The following is a 19,072-nucleotide window of genomic DNA, read 5'->3' on the forward strand; positions in this document are numbered from 1 at the left end:
CTTGCATTGCCTGGTCCACGGGTCTTCGGGGCTACGCCCCTCGACCTGTGGCTAAAAAACGGGCACCCACAAGGGGTGCTTCGTTCCCCACTCTTCACAATTAGATGAATGGCTACGGTATCCCTCAAATGCGTCACCCCTGGAGTGACGCTCCAGGATCACCCCTCGATCTAATACCGATATTAGTGAAGACTATTACCGGTATTAGTTGCGTCTAATATCGGTAATAGAGTTGCGTCTGAGGGATAGGGGATGACAGGCTATGGATCAGGGGATTAGAGAGGGGGCGGAAAGGGGCAAAAAAAGCCCGCCCCCTCTGCCGAGACGACTGTGGGTCGTATCGACAGAGGGGGCTATATGTGAGGAGCGACGATGGGACGAAGAGGATCCTTGTCGCGTCAGCTTAGAGGGGACTTAGCTCTGCGGGTCGTCCGTGGAGTCTCTCTTCATGAAGAGCCAGATCACTAGGGCGATGATCACAAGCACCAGGAGGGAGATCCCGGCGAAGGCGAGGAGATGGACCGCACCCTTGACGGCGTAGTAGATCCCCACGCAGAGGAGGAAGATAATCGCAAGGGTGATGAGGATTTTCTTAAAGTTCATATACTTATTGCTATATGGGTTGTCGTGTTAGCGTCCGTTTCGCTGCTGCTGCTCGCGGAGCTTCTTCATCTGCTCCTTCTGAGCCTTCTCGAGCCGCTCCATGAAGCCGGACTGCTTCTTCTTCCTAGGCTTCTTGGCATTCTCCTGCAGCTGAGCGAAGAGCTTCTGCTCGTCGATAGACCACTGGAAGGCCTTGGTCTGCAGGATACTGATGAGGAGGGAGGCGAAGTAGTAGAGAGAGAGTCCGGAGGCGTTATTATTGAGGAAGAAGAAGAGGAAGACCGACATGAAGATCGGCATCGCCTTCATCATGCAAGCGGACTGCTGATCGCCGCCTGCCGTGCCGGACTGGGTGAGTCGCATGTAGATGATCTGAGTCACCGTCATCAGGAGGCAGAAGAGCGATATGTGGTCCCCGATCATCGGTATGTCGGCACCCCAGCGGATCACGTCGTCGTAAGTACTGAGGTCCTGCGCCCAGAGGAAGCTCTCACCGCGGAGGTTGAGGCTGGTGGGGAAGTACTGGTACATGGCGATGAGGATCGGCATCTGGAGAAGCATCGGGAGGCAGCCACCCATGACGTTGACACCGGCGTTCTGATAGAGCTGCATCGTCGCCTTATTGCGCTCCATCATCTTGTCCTCGCCGGGATACTTCGCATTGATCTCGTCGACGAGCGGCTTGATGGCGCGCATCTTGGCCTGGCTCTTGAAGGACTTGAAGGTGAAAGGCGCGAGGATCAGCTTGATGATCAGCGTCAGGATGATGATGATGAGCCCGTAATTGGAGATGTACTTCTCGAGGAAATTGAAGACCGGAAGCACGACCCAGACGGTGATGAAGCGGAACCACCTCCCCATGTCAATCACCTCTGTCAAGTGGGTCTTGTCTCCTAGATTCTTGTCGAGGCTCTTGAGGAGGGCGTGGTCATTGGGACCGTTGTAGATCTGGAGGGAGATCGGCTGCTTGCCGTCGAAGGGGAGGACAAACTTTGCCTCCATCTCCTTGAGCTTCTGCGGATCACCCTTGACCATCTCTTGGCTAACTGCCAGCGAGCCGAGACGAGTACGAGAGTAGACGATCGTGGAGAAGAACATGTCGCGGAAAGCGACCCACTTCACCTCATTAGTCAGCTCCTTATCCTCAGACTTGCCGGTATTGAGCTTGTCGACGTCACCGTCGGTGAATTCGTAGGCCATACCGGAGTAGCGCTGCTCGGCCTGCTCGCTCTTCTCATTACGATAGACGGGGAGCGATATGTCAGCGTCGAGGAAGGGGGAGTTGGGCGCCATGACGCTCTTGAAGTCTCCCGTGCCGGCGATGGTGACATCGATGAGGTACTTGGGGCGAAGGGTGTAGACGAGCGTCAGGCTGGAGCCATTGGTCGCCATGGCGGACATCTTGACCTGCGTGGGACTCACCTGCTCGCCGACGAAGTAGAGATCCTCAGTGCGGACGACACGGTTGCCGCTCGTGAAGAGGGTGAGACTGAAGCGGCTGTCATCCGGTCGGATGAGCCGGATCGGAGCTCCCTGGTAATCCTTGTACCCTAGAATCTCCGAGGCGATCGGCTTACCGCCCTTCGTGGAGAGCGTGACGGAGAGGGAGTCATTGGCAATCGTGAAGGTCTGCTCCCTGCCGTGTGCGGAGGGGGCAAAGGGTCCAAATGTCTCCGACGCCTGAGCGGTCAGGATGGAGTCGCGCTCGGCGGGGGTGTACTGTGCAAGGGTGGCACTCCGGCGGAGGGAGTCCTCTGTCGCGATCCGGTCTAGCGAGTCGACCATGGCGCGCTCCCTCGCCTGTGCGGCGAGCGCTACGGAGTCGGCATAGCGCTGCCGGAGCTCCAGCTCCTCCTGAGAGGGTCGTCCCAGGATGGAGAATACCACGAGGACCACGCCCATGAGGACGAGACCGATGATCGTATTTTTATCCATTACTTATCTGTCTGAGGACAGCTCTGCGATGCGAGCCGTCCAGATGATCGTCTGTGCTTGTGTGTAGGTCTGACTTACTTTTCCTCTCCCTCTCGGGCAGCCTTGTGTCGAAGTGCCGCCTCGACGAGAGACATAAAGAGCGGATGGGTGTGCTGGAGCGTGCTGGAGTACTCGGGGTGATACTGCACGCCGATGAACCACTGCTTGTCGGGGAGCTCCACCACCTCCACGAGACCTGTCTCGGGGTTGCGCCCGGCGATCAGCACACCCGCCTCCTCGAAGGCCTGCTCGTACTTGCTATTGAACTCGTACCTGTGGCGGTGACGCTCGCGGATGGTCTCCGTGCCGTAGATCTGAGCCACCTTGCTCCCCTCAGTCAGCTCGCAGTCGTAGCCGCCGAGGCGCATGGTGCCGCCCAGCATGGTCACCTCCTTCTGCTCCTCCATCAGGTCGATGACCGGATCGGGACTCTGGGAGTCAAACTCGGTACTATTGGCCTGCTCCAGCCCGAGTATGTCGCGGGCTATCTCGATGCAGATGCACTGCATGCCGAGGCAGATGCCGAGGGTCGGCAGGTCGTGCTCACGGCAGTAGCGGATCGCGGTCAGCTTGCCGGGTATGCCGCGCGAGCCGAAGCCCGGAGCGATCACCACCGCATCGCAGGGAGCGAGCAGTTCTGCGACATTCTCATCCGTGATCTTCTCACTCGAGATGCGGACGAGATCGACCAAGCGTCCATTGTAGACACCGCTCTGCTGGATCGCCTCGTCGATCGACTTGTAGGCATCCTGGAGGGAGACATACTTGCCGACGAGACCGATCTTGACCGGATCCTTCTTCTTCGCCTCCTCACCCAGCTCGAGGTAGTGGCGCCACTCCTTCAGCTCCGGAGCGGGGCCGACGGGGAGCTTAAGCTGATTCAGCACCGCTTCGTCCATTTTCTGCTCCTGGAGGAGTAGCGGCACACGGTAGATGGAGGGGCAGTCGTAGGACTGGATGACCGCTTCCTTAGGCACGTTACAGAAGAGTGCCACCTTACGCAGCAGGTCCTTCTCCAGCTTCATCTCGCTCCTAAGCACCAGCATATCCGGCTGGATCCCCTCCTCCTGGAGCGACTTGACGGAGTGCTGGGTGGGCTTCGTCTTCAGCTCCTTGGCTGCATGGAGATAGGGGACGTAGGTGAGGTGGATCACCATGCAATTGTCGTCGCCCAGCTCCCACTTCAGCTGGCGAACTGCCTCAAGGAAGGGAAGCGACTCGATGTCGCCTACGGTGCCACCGATCTCGGTGATGATGATGTCGTAATCGTCGTCCTTGGAGAGCCGCTTGACACAGCGCTTGATCTCGTCAGTGATGTGGGGGACCACCTGTACCGTTTTGCCGAGGAAGTCACCCCGGCGCTCCCGCTGGATCACGTTCTGATAGACGCGCCCGGTGGTGACGTTGCTATTGCGCGAGGTCTTGATGTCGAGGAAGCGCTCATAGTGTCCCAGGTCGAGGTCCGCCTCGTAGCCGTCATCGGTGACGAAGCACTCGCCGTGCTCGTAGGGATTGAGGGTCCCGGGGTCGATATTAATGTAGGGATCAAACTTCTGGATCGTGCACTTCAGACCGCGACTGATCAGCAGTCGTCCGAGAGAAGAGGCGATGATGCCCTTACCGAGGGAGGAGACCACCCCGCCGGTGACGAATATATACTTGGTGTCCTTTGTTTTCATGGCGCTACAGTGACTGGAGATTCACAGCATAGACCCATCCATACTGTGTCGCAAAGATACCATTTTACCCCGAAAGGCTCACAAGGAGCGTCCCCTGCCGTGGGATGCACGGCAGGGGACGCTGAGGGTGTGAGAGGGGAGAAAGTTAGTCCTCCTTCTCAGGATACATAGGCGCCTCCTTCAGGGTCTGCTCCATGTGGCTGATCCAGACGTTGGCGATGGCGGGGTAGTCGGCAAGTCCCTTCATGATGCAATTATCGAGCGTGCAAGTGAAGCCGGCCTTGACCATCTCAGCGCGCCAGCTGCCCTCCTCGGCCGGGGTCTCAACTCCGCCCTTGAGGTCGTTATTGGCGTGGTCGCCGGCGATGGACATCAGCGGGTGGAGGATCACCTCGCCGGAGGTAAAGCCGGCGGCCTTCATCCGCCCGATCATATCATCGACGTAATTGCCTTCCATATCGACCGTGGCGACGAAGTAGTGCTTGTCTAGCTTCTGGAGCGCCTTCTCGATCATAATGTAGCGGCTGTTGCCGTTGCCGTAGTTCATATCGGCAGGGTTACCATGCCCCATGAGGCAAACGAGCTTACCGGCCTTGACCTCCTTGCCGAAGACCTTGTGCAGCTCGGCAGCCACCTTGTCGCAGTCGACCTCCTCGTAGAGGAGCGGTCCGGCGAGGTAGACGGTGACATCGGCAAAGGGGGTCTTTCCGCCCTCGACGCTGTGGTTATGGAAGTCCTTCAGACAATTCTGTACCCGGAGATACTCCTCACCGGGGATGACGTGGAGGGACTGCACGGCGATGTCCTTATAGCCGGCATTGCCGAGCGCCTCCATGTAGAATTGCGGGGCATAGTAGTTCCACCCCTTCTGGGCGCAGCGAGTCATGCAGATCTCGGAGGTGAAGGAGAAGTAGACGTCCCGATCGGGGAACTTTGCCTTGAAGCTCTTGACCAGCTCCTTGAAGGACTGCTGTGGAGCGTCCCAGGTGCTGCCGAAGGAGACGAGGAGGAGCGCCTTATCAGTGCTCTTTGTCGTCTTGACCTCCTGCGTCACGGCGGTCATCTTGCGGTCATAATTGGACTTCAGGTCCGGCTTGTTGTCGCCCTCGCAGCCACTGAGGGCTGTAGCGAGCATGCCCATCAGTAGGAGGGGCATCAGTTTCATTAGCTTACGCATAGTAAAGTGATAATAAAAAGGTGAGTAAAAAACTATAGGTGAGATCACTCCTCGGAGTCATCGTCTGTAGACTGTCGGCGAGACCGGCCGGAGGCAGACTTCAGCTCCTTGCCGAAGTTGATCGTGCAGGAGAGGTAGAAGGTCCGCCCCGGGGTGTAGGTCCCGTAGTGGAGCCCATGGTAGGTGGTCTCGTAGTAATCGAAGATATTGTCGACCCCGGCATCGATGGCAAGTCGCCAGGAGTTGCTGAGGGTAAGGTCATGGCGGGTATTGATCCGCCAGAGGTTGTAGGGCTTGCCATTTCCGTCGTCCTGGTAGTAGCGCGTGCTCTGCATCCTGCCGTAGAGCCCCACGCCGAGGTGGTAGCGGTCGGGGAGCAGCTCGCGCGACCAGTCGAGGCCGATGGTGCCCCGGTGATGTGCCATCCCGTCGATGATCACGCGCTTCATCGTCTCCTCCTCGAGGTCGTAGAGCAGGGCATCGGTGTCGAGGTAGCTGTAGCCCGCGGAGAGGGCAAGCGAGGGCAGCACCTGCCACTTCCCCTGGAAGTCCACCCCCAGGGTGCGGGCGCTGTCCATATTCTTATACATCCGCACGCGCGCCGGGTCGTAGGTGAGGAGCAGCTCCGACGGAGCCTCGGAGCGCGGCACGGTGACGAGGGTGATCATATTTCGGAGCCAATTGGCATACCCCGTGACGTGGAGGGAGAGGGGTCCCTCCCGATACTCAATGTCCCCCGACAGGTAGCGGCTCGACTGAGCATCCAGCCCCTCGTTGCCGAGGTAGAGTGCCAGCATCCCCATCTGGCGGACGTAGCGGTAGTGGAGCTGCTTATTGGAGGGCGTCTTGAAGCCCTCAGAGTAGGTCCCGCGGAGATTGACCGGTCCCGCCTTATACCTGAGGGAGAGCTTTGGTGAGAGCTTTAGTCCAAAGGCAGGATGGTAGGTGAGTCGTGCGCCGGCAGTGACATTGAGCCGGTCGACGGGGTCCCACTCGTCCTGCAGATAGAGCCCAAGGAGATAGTCCTGCACCCGCTCGCGGTCGAGACGGTAAGGGGCGATAAGCCAATTGTACTGCAGGTCCAGTCCGGTGCTGAGGCGATGGTGTGCCGGCAGCTCGAGGACTCCCTTCAGATGCCCGAGCAGTCTCTGCTGATTGCTCTGCAGGGCGACGTCGTCGGGGTAGTAGGGGTAGCTATTCTCTTTCCCCTTATCATCCCACTCCTTGATCCAGGTAAGCCCGGTGTAGACGTAGTAGTAGGCGTGCCGATCGTAGAGGAGGTCCGCCGTGAGCAGGTGTCCCTCGGGGAGCTGCCAGCGGAGGCCGGTGGCAGCGGAGGCGTTGCGGTAACGGAAGTCGTAGGTCTTGTAGTCCGGGATGCCGGTGGGGCGGTGGATGTCCTTGCGGTAGACGCTTCCCTCGAGGTAGGCTGAGAGGAGCTTGGAGGGTCGCCAGTCGAGCCGCTCGCCGAGGGTATAGTCGAGATAAGGGTTGCTGGTGTTATTGACGGAGTTGGTCACCGGGTGCTCGTACCTATTGGGGTCCTCGTAGGTGGTGTTTTGCCAGCCGGCGGAGTGCTTGAGGTGAAAGTCTGTCCGCGAGGTGACCCTGCCGATCGTCGCCTGTGCGGAGGTTGACTGGATCACAGAGCCGTAGGAGCCGATGCGGGTGGTATTGACGAGCGAGAGGTCGCGCGTGCTCTTGCGGGTGATGATATTGATCACGCCGGCTATGGCATCGCTGCCGTAGAGGGCGGACGAGGCGCCGCGGATCACCTCGATGCGGTCGATCCGCGTCGGGTCGATGACGTCGAGATTGACCTGCCCGCCGAGGTCGCCCATCAGCCGCTTGCCGTCGACGAGGATCAGGACGTACCCGCCCGAGAGCCCGCCCATCTGCATCGAGGTGCCCATATCGCTCCGGCTGAAGTCTATTGATGGGATCAGCCCGGAGAGGATCTGCGAGAGCGGTGCGTGACCAAAGCTCCGGAGAGCTTTCCGGTCGATCACCTCTGTCTGCACCGGGGCATCCTTGATCAGCCGGAGCGTCCCGGTGCCGGTGACGACAAATTCGTCGAGGCTGTAGTCCCGTATCGAGTCTCCCGGCAGCGTCTGCGCTGTGGCGACGGTGCCGAGGAGTAGCCCCGCAGCGAGGAGAGGAAGAAAGTGATGTGACATATGCATAAAGTGTTACTTGATTTCCATTCCAATCAGGCGAGCCACCAGCTCGTCCGTGAGAGCAAGGTGGGTGTAGCTTGCCAGTAGCCGCCCCCGCCGCCAGAGAGCCGTAGGCACCGCCTCCCCACGAGCATCGTACTGCTGCAGGGAGGAGGGAAGGGGGTCGATGACATGAGAGTAGTGAAACTCGTGACCTCTCACCGCCACGCCGTCGAGCGTGAAGCTCCGGTAGCCGAGCGTCAGCCGCTTCCCCTCCATCGTCGCCACCTGGTCAAGCACCCCGGCGAGGTCGTACGCCCGCCCGCTTTCGTCGATGATCTGCCGGCAGAGGAGCATCATCCCCCCACACTCGGCGAGGAGCGGGCGGCCGCTGTCGGCGTACTCCCGGAGACTGCGAAGCATCGATCGATTGTGCGCTAGTTGCTCCAAGTACAGCTCCGGGTACCCACCCGGGAGGTAGAGGAAGTCGCAATCCGGCAAACGCTCATCCCGTAGCGGGCTAAAGAATGTGACCTCGCCAAAGCGGGCGAGCACCCTCAGGCTCTCCTCATAGACGAAGCTGCACGCCTCGTCACGGGCGACAGCGATACGGAGGTCAGCCCTCCGCTCCTCCGACTCCCGTGGTGCGGCAATCCCCTCGCACGCCGTCCGCTCCAGCAGGTGGTCAAGGTCGACACTCGCCTCCACAAGATCCGCTGCCGCCTCAGCATACTGCTCGGCGACGTCCCGCTCCTCAGTCTGCAGACCGAGATAGCGCTCGGGGATCAGAAGGGCATCGCACTTGGGAAGCACTCCGAGGACCGGCAGTCCCGCCGCCTCCACCGCCTCGGTGAGGAAGTGTCGGTGCCGGGGGGAGCTCACCTTATTGAGGATCACACCGGCTATCGACACTCGTGCGTCGAAGTGGCGGTAGCCGTAGAGCAGGGGTGCCAGGCTGTATGCCATGGCCCCCGGCGTCACCACCAGCACCACCGGCAGGCGGAGCAGGCGTGCCACCTCGGCGGAGGAACCGCGATCCCTGTCATAGCCGTCAAAGAGCCCCATCACGCCCTCCGCCACCGCCACCTCACTATCGGCGGCATATCGGTGGTAGATCTCCTCCACCCCGGCCTCGCCATAGAGGAAGGTGTCGAGATTGATCGACGGCCGACCGGTCGCTGTGGCGTGGAGCTTCGGGTCGAGGTAGTCCGGGCCGCACTTAAAGGACTGAACCCGCAGCCCCCGCCGAACGAGCGCCCTCAGGAGTCCTATGGTAACTATGCTCTTCCCGCTGCCTGAGCGGGGTGCGCCGATGAGGAAGCTATTCATACGTGGTTTCTCTTATTCTTATCCTCCTCATTTCGCTCTATCAGTCCGCCCTCCTTGTCGATCAGGATCAGGTCGAGCCGGATCCCCGGGACGAGAGGCTTGCAGACGGCGTAACAGCGGTCGAGGAGGATGTGGTAGAAGGGGTGAGCGTGGTCGGGGAGGATCTCCCAGATCTCGCCCGCCATGGTGATGCCGTCGATGCGGTCGAGTGTTGCCTCGTCGAGACCGCTCTCCCGCCCGAGGCTGCGGATGAAGGGCTTGCTCATCACCGACTTCTTGCTGTGGGTGTCGAGCTGCCCCTCCGCCAGCTTGACCGCCTTGCCGATCATGATGCCGAGGGTGATGTGGGCAAAGTCCATTGCCCGCGCCATCTCGAGGCAGCGACCGATGAAGTTGCCGTACTGGACGAAGGCATTTGGCGGGAGGTCGGGGAAGTGCGCTCGGAGCCACCTCTCGCTCTTGCCACCGGAGTTGATCACCAGGTGCTCCCCGAAGACCGACCGCGAGACGCCCATCTCCCGGCGGATCGAGTCGACCCACGCCTCGGTGGAGAAGGGGCGAAGCACGCCGGTGGTGCCGAGGATCGAGATGCCATCGACGACGCCGAGGCGGGGATTGAAGGTATGCGGTGCCAGCGTCTCGCCCTCCGGTACGGTGATGGTGATGTCGATGCCGACCCGACTGAGGTCAACGAGTCGTCCCACAGCCTCGGTCATCATCTGCCGAGGTCCGGGGTTGATGGCAGGGTCGCCGATCGGCAGTCCGATGCCGGGGAGGGTGATCCGCCCCACCCCTTTACCCCCATGAAAAGTGACACCGGTGTGACTGTCAGTGAGGCGGACGGTGGAGAGGATGGCGGTGCCGCTCGTCACGTCGGGGTCGTCCCCGGAGTACTTGATCGCCGTAGCGGTGGCGCACTCCTCGCTCTCTATGCAGGTCTCGCTGATCGGGAAGCGGATCTCCTCACCGGTGAGGAGCCGTACCGGCACCTCGGTGTAGGTCTCATCGTTGAGGAGCGCCAGCAGAGCCGCTGTGGTGGCAGCGGTGGCTGTGGTGCCGGTGGTGAAGCCGATGCGGAGGGGGAAGAAGTCCGGATCCAGTCGCTCGAGTGCCCTGCGGAGTCCCACGGGACCGAGGACGGTCTCCGTCGGCCGGTAGCCGAGGGTCGGTCGGCGGATGACGAGTATCGGGATGCCGAGGTCGGTGGCGGCTTTCACTTTTTCCTCAAAGCCACTGCTCTCGCCACTCTCCTTGAGGAGCAGCAGGTCGGGTCGCAGTCGCTCCATAAGCGCCCGGTCGTCCTGCGCCCGGTCGTAGTAGATAAGGCGGTTGCGGGGGAAGTCGCTCTCGCTGACGATCCGCTCCGTCTCGGGTATCGGCATCACCCTCAGCCAGACCTCGTGCCGCAGCGGGTAGTCCCCCATGGCGGCGATACTCTTGACCCCGGTGAGGGCAAGGAGTCTGCGGGGGCTGAGCCGCTCCAGCTCCTTCATCGCCTCGGGGAAGGAGCTGACGGAGAGTGCCCCCTCGGGGAGTGGAGGGAAGGCTCGCTCATACCGAATCGTCGGCAGGGCCACTTCGCTTGCCGCCTTGGCGACATTCCGGTGGACGATGGTGGCAAAGGGGTGAGCCGCATCGACGAGGACACTCACCTCCTCCCGGCGGCAGAGTGCCGTCATCGCATCGGCATCCAAGGGACCCTCAAGCCGAGTACCATGATGGAGGGCGACCTCCTGCGAGGTGCCAAGGGTGGAATAGAGGAAAGGCTTGCCCGCCTCCTCGCACACCTCCACCGCAGCCCTGCCCTCGGTGGTACCGCCAATGATAAGGATCTTACCCATGGTGCTCGTCGTTAGTTAGTAGGTCGAGGAGTTCCTCGATCGTGGTGGGGTGATGGCTCCTTCCGTCAGCGGTCCTGAGGAGCAACCCCTCATCGGAGAGCTCGATTGCATCGGCACTCTCCGCCTCCGGTGTGGCGAGGATGGCATTGCGCCTCAGCGCCTTCACGACCATATGGTAGAGCGGGAGGAGCCGGTGTGTGGGTGCGCTGATGCGGATGGTGCGGGTGTGGGGGTTCTCTATGCGGAAGAGCCCTCTGAGTCGGTCAAAGACGATATCTCTCCGCTCAAAGAAGTCACTCAGTGTCCCATCGAGGGAGAGATCCTCCGGGGTGCCGATGTGTAGTCGTTTCTCATCATCGAGGAGCCAGATCTTGTCTGCGATCTGGAGTGCCATCTCGAGGTCGTGGATGGAGAGGAAGATGGTCTTGTGCGTCTCTCGGGAGAGCCGGTGGAGGAGCTGCATCATGTCCACCTTGGAGGGGAAGTCGAGGAAGGAGGTGGGCTCATCGAGGAGGATGATCGGGGTCTCCTGGGCAAGCGCCTTGGCGATCATCACCTTCTGTCGCTCTCCGTCGCTGAGCGTCCCGACATCCCGGGGAGCGAAGCGCTCCATACCCACGAGACGGAGGGCATCGAGGGCTTTCCGCTCATTGGCGGCATCCACCTTTCCCCAAAATCCGGTGTATAGGCTGCGCCCGAGAGAGACGAGGTCGAGCACGGTCATGTGTCCCACCTCTATCCGCTCCGTCAGCACGACGCTGATGAGCTGCGCCAGCTCCCGGCTCTTGTAGCTGTCTATCTCGCCCCCGCGGACGAGGATGGAGCCGCCGAGCTTGGGCTGGAAGGCGGCAATCGTGCGGAGGAGGGTCGACTTGCCCACGCCATTGGACCCGATGAGGCAGGTGAGCTCACCGGAGTAGACGGTGGCGGAGAGCCCCTCGGCGACCACCCTGTGCGGGTAGCCGATGGCGAGGTCGCGCAGCTCTATGGTGATCTCCTTACTCATAGTCTCTCGCCCCGACGGCGACTGAAGAGGACCCAGATGACGATCGGGGCACCGATGAGGGCGGTGACCGAATTGATCGGCAGCGCCCCCTCGAAGCCCGGCATTCGCGCGATGACGCTGCAGATCAGGGCGAGCAACGCCCCGACGAGCGTCACCGCAGGCATCAGGATCCGATGGTTGGAGGTGGCGAAAATGGTTCGGCAGAGGTGCGGCACCGCCAGACCGATGAAGACGATCGGGCCGCAGTAGGCGGTGACGATGGCTGTGAGGAGGCAGGAGCAGAAGATCACCCGGTGGCGGGCGCGCTTGTAGTTGAGCCCAAGGCTGCGGGCATAGTTCTCTCCGAGGAGCAGGAGGTTAAGCGTCTTGATGAGAGGAAAGGAGAGGGGGATCAGCACCAGCATCAGGAGGACGAAGGTGGTGACGCGGTCGCCGCTCACCTTGGAGAAGCTTCCCAGTCCCCAGACGACATAGCTGCGGACATCCTCATCGTTGCTAAAGAACTTCAGCACACCGATGATCGCATTGGCAATGTAGCCGATCATCACACCCATGATGAGGAGGACGACATTCCCCTTCACCTTCTCCGACATGATCATGATGATCCCCATCACCGCCAGTGCCCCGAGGAGTGCCGCCACCGAGACCGCCATCTCCCCGACGAAGCCCATGCGGATCAGCGCCCTCTGGCTGATACTCCCCGAGAGGAGGACGAGAGTCGCCACGCCGAGGCTGGCACCGGAACTGATGCCGAGCTCCGAGGGACCGGCGAGGGGATTACGGAAGACCGTCTGCATGAGCAGTCCGCTGATGGAGAGCCCCGCGCCGGCGACGAGGGCGGTGATGGTCTGCGGGTAGCGGCTCTTCCAGACGATGTTACGCCAGATCTCACTCCCTCCGGTGTCGCGCCCGAGGAGTATATCCACCACGTCGCGGAAGGGGATCGCTATCGTCCCGAGAGAGAGATTGAGGACGAAGGCGACGACGATCAGGATCGCAACGATGCCGAAGGCTATGGCATTACGGGAGCGGGACATGGTATATCACTTCTCCCTCGTCAGGAGGTCGTAGTAGACGGGCGTATGGTCGGGGAGCAGCTCGGGGTGGAAGGCGTGGATCAGGTCGGCAAGGACCACCTCCGGCTCCACCGGTGAGCCCTCGTAGAAGGGGCGCTCCGAGAGATTGCAGTAGAGCACTTTCCGCTCCTTGTACGCCCGGAAGTCTCTGTACCGAGCGTCTGTGCGCGCCAGCACATCGTAGGAGTAGTCGCCCTTGTAGTTATTGGTGATCCGCCAGAAGTCCGCATCCGCCGCCTGGCTGTAGACGGTCTCAAAGTCGAGGTAAAAGCCCCCGGACTCCTTATTGTCCCTCAGGAAATAGTCCCCACCGGCATCGCGGAAGAGGTGTGCGAGGTAGCTCTCCCCGCCGACGACATACCAGTTACCCCCATGCAGCTCACCGCTGAGGATCTTCGGACGGGGCAGGTCGGGCGTGATGAGACTCCGGAGCTGATGATAGCGCTGCTCTATCTGGTCAAAGGTCTGCTCCGCCTGGTCCTCCTTCCCGAGGAGGAGGGCGGTGAGCTTGATCCACTCCGCCTGACCGAGCGGAGAGGTCTCCTTGTACCCGAGGAAAGTGAGGAGCGGGATGTCGAGCTCCTTGAGGGCATCATAGCCTCCGCGCTTGAAGGGGGAGACAAGGATCAGGTCCGGCTCCAGTGCCATGATCAGCTCGGAGTCAAAGTTTCCCTCTATCCCGATCCGTCGCGCCTTGCCCTCCGCCAGGCGATCGAGCATCTTCTGATTGAAGAGGAAGTGGGTACTCGGCATACCGACGACCCGGTCGACGGCATCGAGCTTGATGAAATTGGAGAGCTGCAGCGTCGTCATCACGATCACCCGCCTCACCGGCACCTCTATCGGCATGTAGCCCTCGGGGATCTCCCCGCCGGCATCGGTCCCTCGGGGGACTAAGGCGTAGCGATAGACTTCGCTCTCCGGCTTCGTCGGGTCGGAGATGTCGACCAGCGTCACCCCCTCACTGCGGCTGATCCTCAGCCCCTCGGCATAGCGGATGAGCGAGTCACCGGCGATCATCGTCTCCTCCCCTCCCTGCGTCTCCTTTCCCCCACAGGAGGAGAGGAGAAGGAGGAGAAGGGCGAGCGCACCATATAGATAGGTCTGCATTTTCATCTCGTGCTTGGCTTAATGATAAGGAGGGAGAAGTAGGGGAAAGGGGTCTCGGGGAGGGACCTCAGGCTGTCGGTGACCAGCTCCCGCTCCTCGTCGCCGATGTACTCACCATAGAGGATGGAGACTGGAGGATCGGTCCGGAGGAAGTCCCGTACCGCCTCCTCCGAGCGGGAGAGCTTCATCACGACCACCACCCGGTCCCTGTCGATCGCCTCCCGGAGCTGCTCCGCACTCTCGACCCGACTGAGCACGAGGAGCGACTGCTCCCCCAGGACCAGCGGTCTGCTGAGGCACGCCGGCAGCGTCATATAGTAAGGGATGCCGGGGAGGATGAAGTGTGGTATATCCCTCTCCCTGAGGAGCCGGCAGACATAGCCCGCACTGGAGTAAGTCCCTGCGTCACCGATGGTGACGAGAGCGGTGGAGATGTCGGCGAGACAGTCCGCCTCGAGCTGACCGGCGAGTGCCTCGTAGGCCGAGGCGGCTGCTCTCCGGTCACTCTGCATCGGGACGGAGAGTATGGTCACCTTCTTCTCCAGCAGCGCTCCTGAGGGAAGCGCCCGGATGATCTCTACTGCCGCCTCACCTATAGCGTAGATGCGCTCCACATCCTGCAGAGCCCAGTATGCGCGGAGGGTGATATCCTCCGGCTCCCCGCTGCCGAGGGAGACGATCGTGATCGGTGTCATGGGCGAAAGAGATGCTTGAAGTCCTTGTGGTACAGGCGAGACAGCCCCTCACGATTGCCTATCGCCTCACCGACGACGATCATGGTGGTGAGCTTGAGCCCCTGCTCGCGGACGATCCGTGCGAGATCCCTGAGCTCCCCGCGGTAGATCCGCTGCTCGGGGTGGGTCAACTTATAGCAGACCGCCACAGGAGTGGTCGGCGGGTAGTGGGTGAGCAGCTCCCTCTCCACCTCCTCAGCGATCGAGGCACTGAGGTAGATGCACATCGTGCTCTGTGAGGCGGCGAGCCGGGAGAGCTGCTCCCGCTCCGGCACCGGTGTGCGCCCGCTGCCTCGGGTCAGGATAATGGTCTGCACCCGCTCCGGGATGGTAAATTCGCTCTGCAGCTCTGCCGCAGCCGCTTGGAAGGAGGAGATCCCCGGTGTGATGTGGTACGCCATGCCCTCCTCGTCGAGGATCGCCATCTGCTCCTCGATGGCGCCATAGATGCATGGGTCACCGGTGTGGAGTCGCACGACGAGCGCCCCCCGGTCGTAGAAGCTCTTCATCAGGACTATCTGCTCCCCGAGTGCCATCCCTGCGGAGCTGCGGACGACCGCCCCCTCCTTGGCGCACTCCGTCAGAGCCACCGGGACGAGGCTCCCGGCGTAGAGGATCAGGTCTGCCGTCTCGAGGAAGTGTCTCCCGCGCACAGAGATCAAGTCCGGGTCTCCGGGTCCTGCGCCGACAAATTCGATGTGCCCTCTCATCACTCCATTGCGCTCTGTGGCGAGGGCAAAGGTAAAGTCACTCCCCTCCTTCAGCTTCCCCTTCTGCTTCTCGATCACCAGCTCGCCCCCTCCCGAAGAAGTGAGGGCAGACGCCTCGGAGACGCTGGCAGAGCCGGTCGCCTCATCGACCCGCTCCGAGGGATGCGGCACGCTCACCCCATCGAGGGTCTCGCTGTCGTAGTAGCGGATCGGCACCCCCAGTCGCTCTGCCAGCGCCTCGAGGATCGGTTCGCCACGCTTCAGCTCTATGCTGGAGAGGTCCGCTATGGAGAGAGGGGAGAAGCCCCCTGCCCTCACCTCCGAGAGGATGTGGTCGGTCACCCCGGTCGGGTCGGCCATGCGCCGGCAGCCGACCCCGAGATGAAGGAGGGAGGGACGGTAGCAGAGCTGTGGCAGATCGAGCTCCTCGTGGTACCGGCACCCCACGGTGATCAGGAGGTCAAAGTCCTGGGGGCGGATCTCCTCCGCCTTATGGAAAAGAGTGACCCACTCCGGCCTCGTCCGCTCAAGGAACGCCGTCCCCTCCGAGCGTGTCTCTATGAGAAGTGCCACCCGGTGACGCTCCACGAAGAGGGCGATGGCGTGATTCATCGTCGTGCCGAGCAGCTCTGTCCGCCAGCCCTGCTCCTCGCCCAGCGTATCGAGAGCCCACAGCCCCCGGCGGTCACTCTGCGTCGTGACGACAGCCTCACCACCGAGGATATGGGCGATGCGACGGGCGAGATCGTTGGCTCCGCCGACGTGCCCCGAGGCGACGGGGATCACGTAGTGACCCGTCGTGTCGATGCAGAGGATGGCGGGGTCGGTGTGCTTATCCTGCAGGAGATCGCCCACGGTCCGGACACAGATCCCGAGGGCGGAGCAGAAGATCAGCGCAGAGTACTCCCCGATCAGCTCCCGGCACCCCTCCCGCAGGGACGCCATGGTGCGGAAGCCCTCCGCCTCCACCGTGCTGTAGAGAGTGACACCCGGGAGCTCGTCCCTGAGCAGCAGGGCAATCTCTCTCCCCTCGCGGGAGATGGTGAGTATGGCTACATTCTTCTCTTTCATTTCGTTGCTTGCATCACATGGATGGGATTGAAGTGGTCGACAGCCATCAGCGTCTCCTCCGACAGTCCGGTGCCGACATCGGCAAGGCTGCTGAGGAAGAGCTGTCGGCTCTCGTCACTGACAGAATTGAAGACGATCCGCCCGCCCGCAGGCAGCAGCGGATAGATCCGCCGGATCATCTCAGGGAGTCGTCCGCCGTGACCCCCGATGAAGACCGCATCCGGGGTCGGGAGGGCCGGGAGGTCAGCCTCCAGGAAGTCTCCCGGGACGAAGTCGATCCCCGGGGCATGGAGCCTCCGGGCATTGGTCTCCAGCAGCGCTCCGCCCTCCGGACGGATCTCAAAGGCGACCACAGAGAGGTGGGGAAACTGCAGCTTAGCCTCTATCGAGACAGAGCCGGTGCAGGAGCCCACATCCCAGAGCGTCTGCGCCTGATGCAGCCCGAGGAGCGACAGGCTCTGCAGCCGTATCGGCGACTTGGTGATCATCCGGGTGCGTCCCTCCAGTGGGACAAAGGCCTCATCAGGGATCCCAAAGGGACGCTCCAGAGGCCTCATGCGGAGGAGGATCAGGTTATTGGGGTAGCCGAAGTCCCTCTCCCTCATCTCCTCTATCGACAGCTGCGTCACCCTCTGCTCCGCCCGATTGCCGAGATGCTCGCCGACGTAAGCAACGTAATTGTCATAGCCATAGGCGATCATCCGCTCCGCTATCGTGCGGGGCGTGTGGTGCCTCAGGTCGGTCAGGATGCCGATCATCCGCTCCCCGCAGATCAGAGCCTCGTCGAGCGCCCTCCACGGACGACCGGTCAGCGAGACCACATGCATATCCTGATAGGGAAGCAGCGCCGCATGAGCCAGCATCTGGAGCGAGTGAAAGTGGGGGAAGAGAGTGATCTCCGCCTCGGGGTGCAGCTCCATGATCCGCTGACCGATGCCATTGAATATCGGGTCACAGGAGGCTACCACCACCATATCCTCATACCTTCCGTAGCTGCGGATCTGATCATCTATCGGAGGGATGATGTCGATCCAGTCGTGCTCCGTCGGAAGGAAGGGGCGCATGATCTCGTGGTGCCGTCGCCCGCCGGAGAAGTGCCGGTGTGAGCGGATCACCTCCCGCACCTCCTCCGTGAGTGTCTGCTCCGGACTGTCGCTGATACCGATGAGGAAGATCTTCATACGTCTCTGCCGGGGCGTATCGCCGCCGCATCGTCATAGCTCAGGATCGCATTGCAGAGCGTGGCAGCGAGGTTGCTCCCGCCCTTGCGCCCCTCGATGATCAGCTTGGGGATCTCCCGGAAGGGCTTGATCATATGCTTCGACTCACAGACGTGGACAAAGCCCACCGGTGCGGCGATGATGCCTGCCGGCTCAGCCTTCCCCTGATGGATCAGGTCGGCGAGCTCCATCAGCGCCGTGGGGGCGTTGCCAAAGGCGAAGAGCGCTCGGGGATGATCCTTCACCGCCAGACGGATCCCCGCCTGCGTGCGGGTGAGCTTACCGCCCGCCGTCATCTCTGCGATGCGAGGGTCGTGGAGGTAGCACTTGGCCTCCAGCCCATACCGCTCGAGGGCCTTCTTCCTTATCCCGGAGACCACCATCGTCACATCGGTCACGATGGTGTCGACCTCGCCGGAGCTTATCCGCTCATAGATCCGCCGCACAGCCTCAGGATCGGTGTGGAGCAGCTCCTCCATCTCGAAGTCTGCCGTCGTGTGGACGGCATGGAGCAGCGCCCAGAGATGTCCTGTATCGTATCGGTCAGCGTGCTTGAGGAGCGGGAGGATGGTGTGGAAGCTCTCGCTCATGATCATGGCACCGACAGAGCCCTCTCGCTCCTCCTCGCGGTAGTAGCCTCTTGGCGTGACGATGTGGTCACCGGAGACGTAGCTCTGACTATTGCCGATCAGGATCATCGTCAGCATATCCACCTCCGCCTCGTCCAGGTGATCCAGCGTGGTGACCTGCACCCTCTGCTCCGGTCGGCCGGCCTGATAGACGATGCCGACAGGGGTGTCCCCCCTGCGGTGTAGGAGAAAGAGCTCCACGAGGCGAGTCAGTTGCCAGTACCTCTGCCGGCTGCGGGGATTGAAGACGGCGGTGACGAAGTCGCCCTCCGCTGCCGCCACGATCCTCCGCTCGATCACCGCCCAGGGGGTCATCAGGTCAGAGAGGGAGACGGAGCAGAAGTCGTGACCGATCGGGGCACCGAGAAGTGCCGCCGCCATCTGGAAGGAGGAGATCCCCGGGAGGGTCTCCAGCTCCACCTCACTTCCCCGCTCATCCCTCATCTCATAGAGCAGCGGTGCCATCCCGTAGATGCCTGCATCACCGGAGCTGATCATGCAGACGGTGGCACCCGCCTCCGCCCGCTCAAAGGCAAGCTCTCCCCGCTCGCGCTCCTGTCGCATGCCGGTATCGATGCACTCCGCCCCCTCGTGGAGCAGCGGCTCGACGAAGCGGAAGTAGTACTTGTACCCGACCACCACGTCGGCCTGACGAAGCACCTGATCCACGGCAGGCGTCACCTGCTCCGGACTGCCGGGACCGATCCCGACGACATATATCTTTCCTCTCTTCATACGATCTTCTATCTCATTCATT

14 protein-coding genes are annotated in these 19,072 nt (G+C 61.7%); all 14 read right to left on the reverse strand.

Annotated features, from left to right (window positions below; genetic code table 11):
- Positions 1 to 414 precede the first annotated feature (414 nt).
- Positions 415 to 603 (reverse strand): hypothetical protein, encoded by a 189-nt coding sequence (locus tag B088_RS05430; protein WP_018107401.1) that lies wholly within the window; start codon positions 601 to 603, stop codon positions 415 to 417.
- Between the two features lie 27 nt (positions 604 to 630).
- Complete coding sequence (gene yidC / locus B088_RS05435; protein ID WP_018107402.1) at positions 631 to 2,538, reverse strand: membrane protein insertase YidC; 1,908 nt, start codon at positions 2,536 to 2,538, stop codon at positions 631 to 633.
- Positions 2,539 to 2,612: 74 nt separating this feature from the next.
- A complete protein-coding gene (locus tag B088_RS05440) occupies positions 2,613 to 4,256 on the reverse strand; it encodes a CTP synthase (RefSeq protein WP_018107403.1) in 1,644 nt (547 codons plus the stop codon).
- A 145-nt stretch (positions 4,257 to 4,401) separates the two neighbouring features.
- Positions 4,402 to 5,433, reverse strand: a complete 1,032-nt coding sequence (locus B088_RS05445) for a sirohydrochlorin cobaltochelatase (protein ID WP_025082093.1) — start codon at positions 5,431 to 5,433, stop codon at positions 4,402 to 4,404.
- 44 nt (positions 5,434 to 5,477) lie between these two features.
- A complete protein-coding gene (locus tag B088_RS05450; protein WP_018107405.1) occupies positions 5,478 to 7,610 on the reverse strand; it encodes a TonB-dependent receptor plug domain-containing protein in 2,133 nt (710 codons plus the stop codon).
- Between the two features lie 12 nt (positions 7,611 to 7,622).
- Complete coding sequence (locus B088_RS05455; RefSeq protein ID WP_018107406.1) at positions 7,623 to 8,918, reverse strand: cobyrinic acid a,c-diamide synthase CobB; 1,296 nt, start codon at positions 8,916 to 8,918, stop codon at positions 7,623 to 7,625.
- Positions 8,915 to 10,759 carry a cobalt-precorrin-5B (C(1))-methyltransferase CbiD gene (gene cbiD / locus B088_RS05460; protein WP_018107407.1) on the reverse strand — a complete coding sequence of 615 codons (1,845 nt, stop codon included), beginning with the start codon at positions 10,757 to 10,759 and terminating at the stop codon, positions 8,915 to 8,917. The genes B088_RS05455 and cbiD overlap by 4 nt, the downstream gene beginning before the upstream one ends.
- A complete protein-coding gene (locus B088_RS05465) occupies positions 10,752 to 11,765 on the reverse strand; it encodes an ABC transporter ATP-binding protein (RefSeq protein WP_018107408.1) in 1,014 nt (337 codons plus the stop codon). The genes cbiD and B088_RS05465 overlap by 8 nt, the downstream gene beginning before the upstream one ends.
- Complete coding sequence (locus B088_RS05470; RefSeq protein ID WP_018107409.1) at positions 11,762 to 12,802, reverse strand: iron ABC transporter permease; 1,041 nt, start codon at positions 12,800 to 12,802, stop codon at positions 11,762 to 11,764. Before B088_RS05470 ends, B088_RS05465 begins: the two co-directional genes overlap by 4 nt.
- Positions 12,803 to 12,808: 6 nt before the next feature.
- Positions 12,809 to 13,957, reverse strand: a complete 1,149-nt coding sequence (locus tag B088_RS05475; RefSeq protein ID WP_018107410.1) for an ABC transporter substrate-binding protein — start codon at positions 13,955 to 13,957, stop codon at positions 12,809 to 12,811.
- Positions 13,954 to 14,646 (reverse strand): precorrin-2 C(20)-methyltransferase, encoded by a 693-nt coding sequence (locus B088_RS05480; protein WP_018107411.1) that lies wholly within the window; start codon positions 14,644 to 14,646, stop codon positions 13,954 to 13,956. Before B088_RS05480 ends, B088_RS05475 begins: the two co-directional genes overlap by 4 nt.
- Positions 14,643 to 16,466, reverse strand: coding sequence for a precorrin-4 C(11)-methyltransferase (cobM, locus tag B088_RS05485; protein ID WP_018107412.1), 1,824 nt, complete (start codon positions 16,464 to 16,466; stop codon positions 14,643 to 14,645). The genes B088_RS05480 and cobM overlap by 4 nt, the downstream gene beginning before the upstream one ends.
- Positions 16,463 to 17,647 carry a precorrin-6y C5,15-methyltransferase (decarboxylating) subunit CbiE gene (gene cbiE, locus B088_RS05490; RefSeq protein ID WP_018107413.1) on the reverse strand — a complete coding sequence of 395 codons (1,185 nt, stop codon included), beginning with the start codon at positions 17,645 to 17,647 and terminating at the stop codon, positions 16,463 to 16,465. The genes cobM and cbiE overlap by 4 nt, the downstream gene beginning before the upstream one ends.
- Entirely contained in the window at positions 17,644 to 19,050 is a 1,407-nt protein-coding gene (gene cobJ, locus B088_RS05495) for a precorrin-3B C(17)-methyltransferase (RefSeq protein ID WP_026170512.1), read from the reverse strand. The genes cbiE and cobJ overlap by 4 nt, the downstream gene beginning before the upstream one ends.
- Between the last annotated feature and the right edge of the window lie 22 nt (positions 19,051 to 19,072).

It is taken from the genome of Porphyromonas bennonis DSM 23058 = JCM 16335 (assembly GCF_000375645.1).
GTDB lineage: Bacteria > Bacteroidota > Bacteroidia > Bacteroidales > Porphyromonadaceae > Porphyromonas_A > Porphyromonas_A bennonis.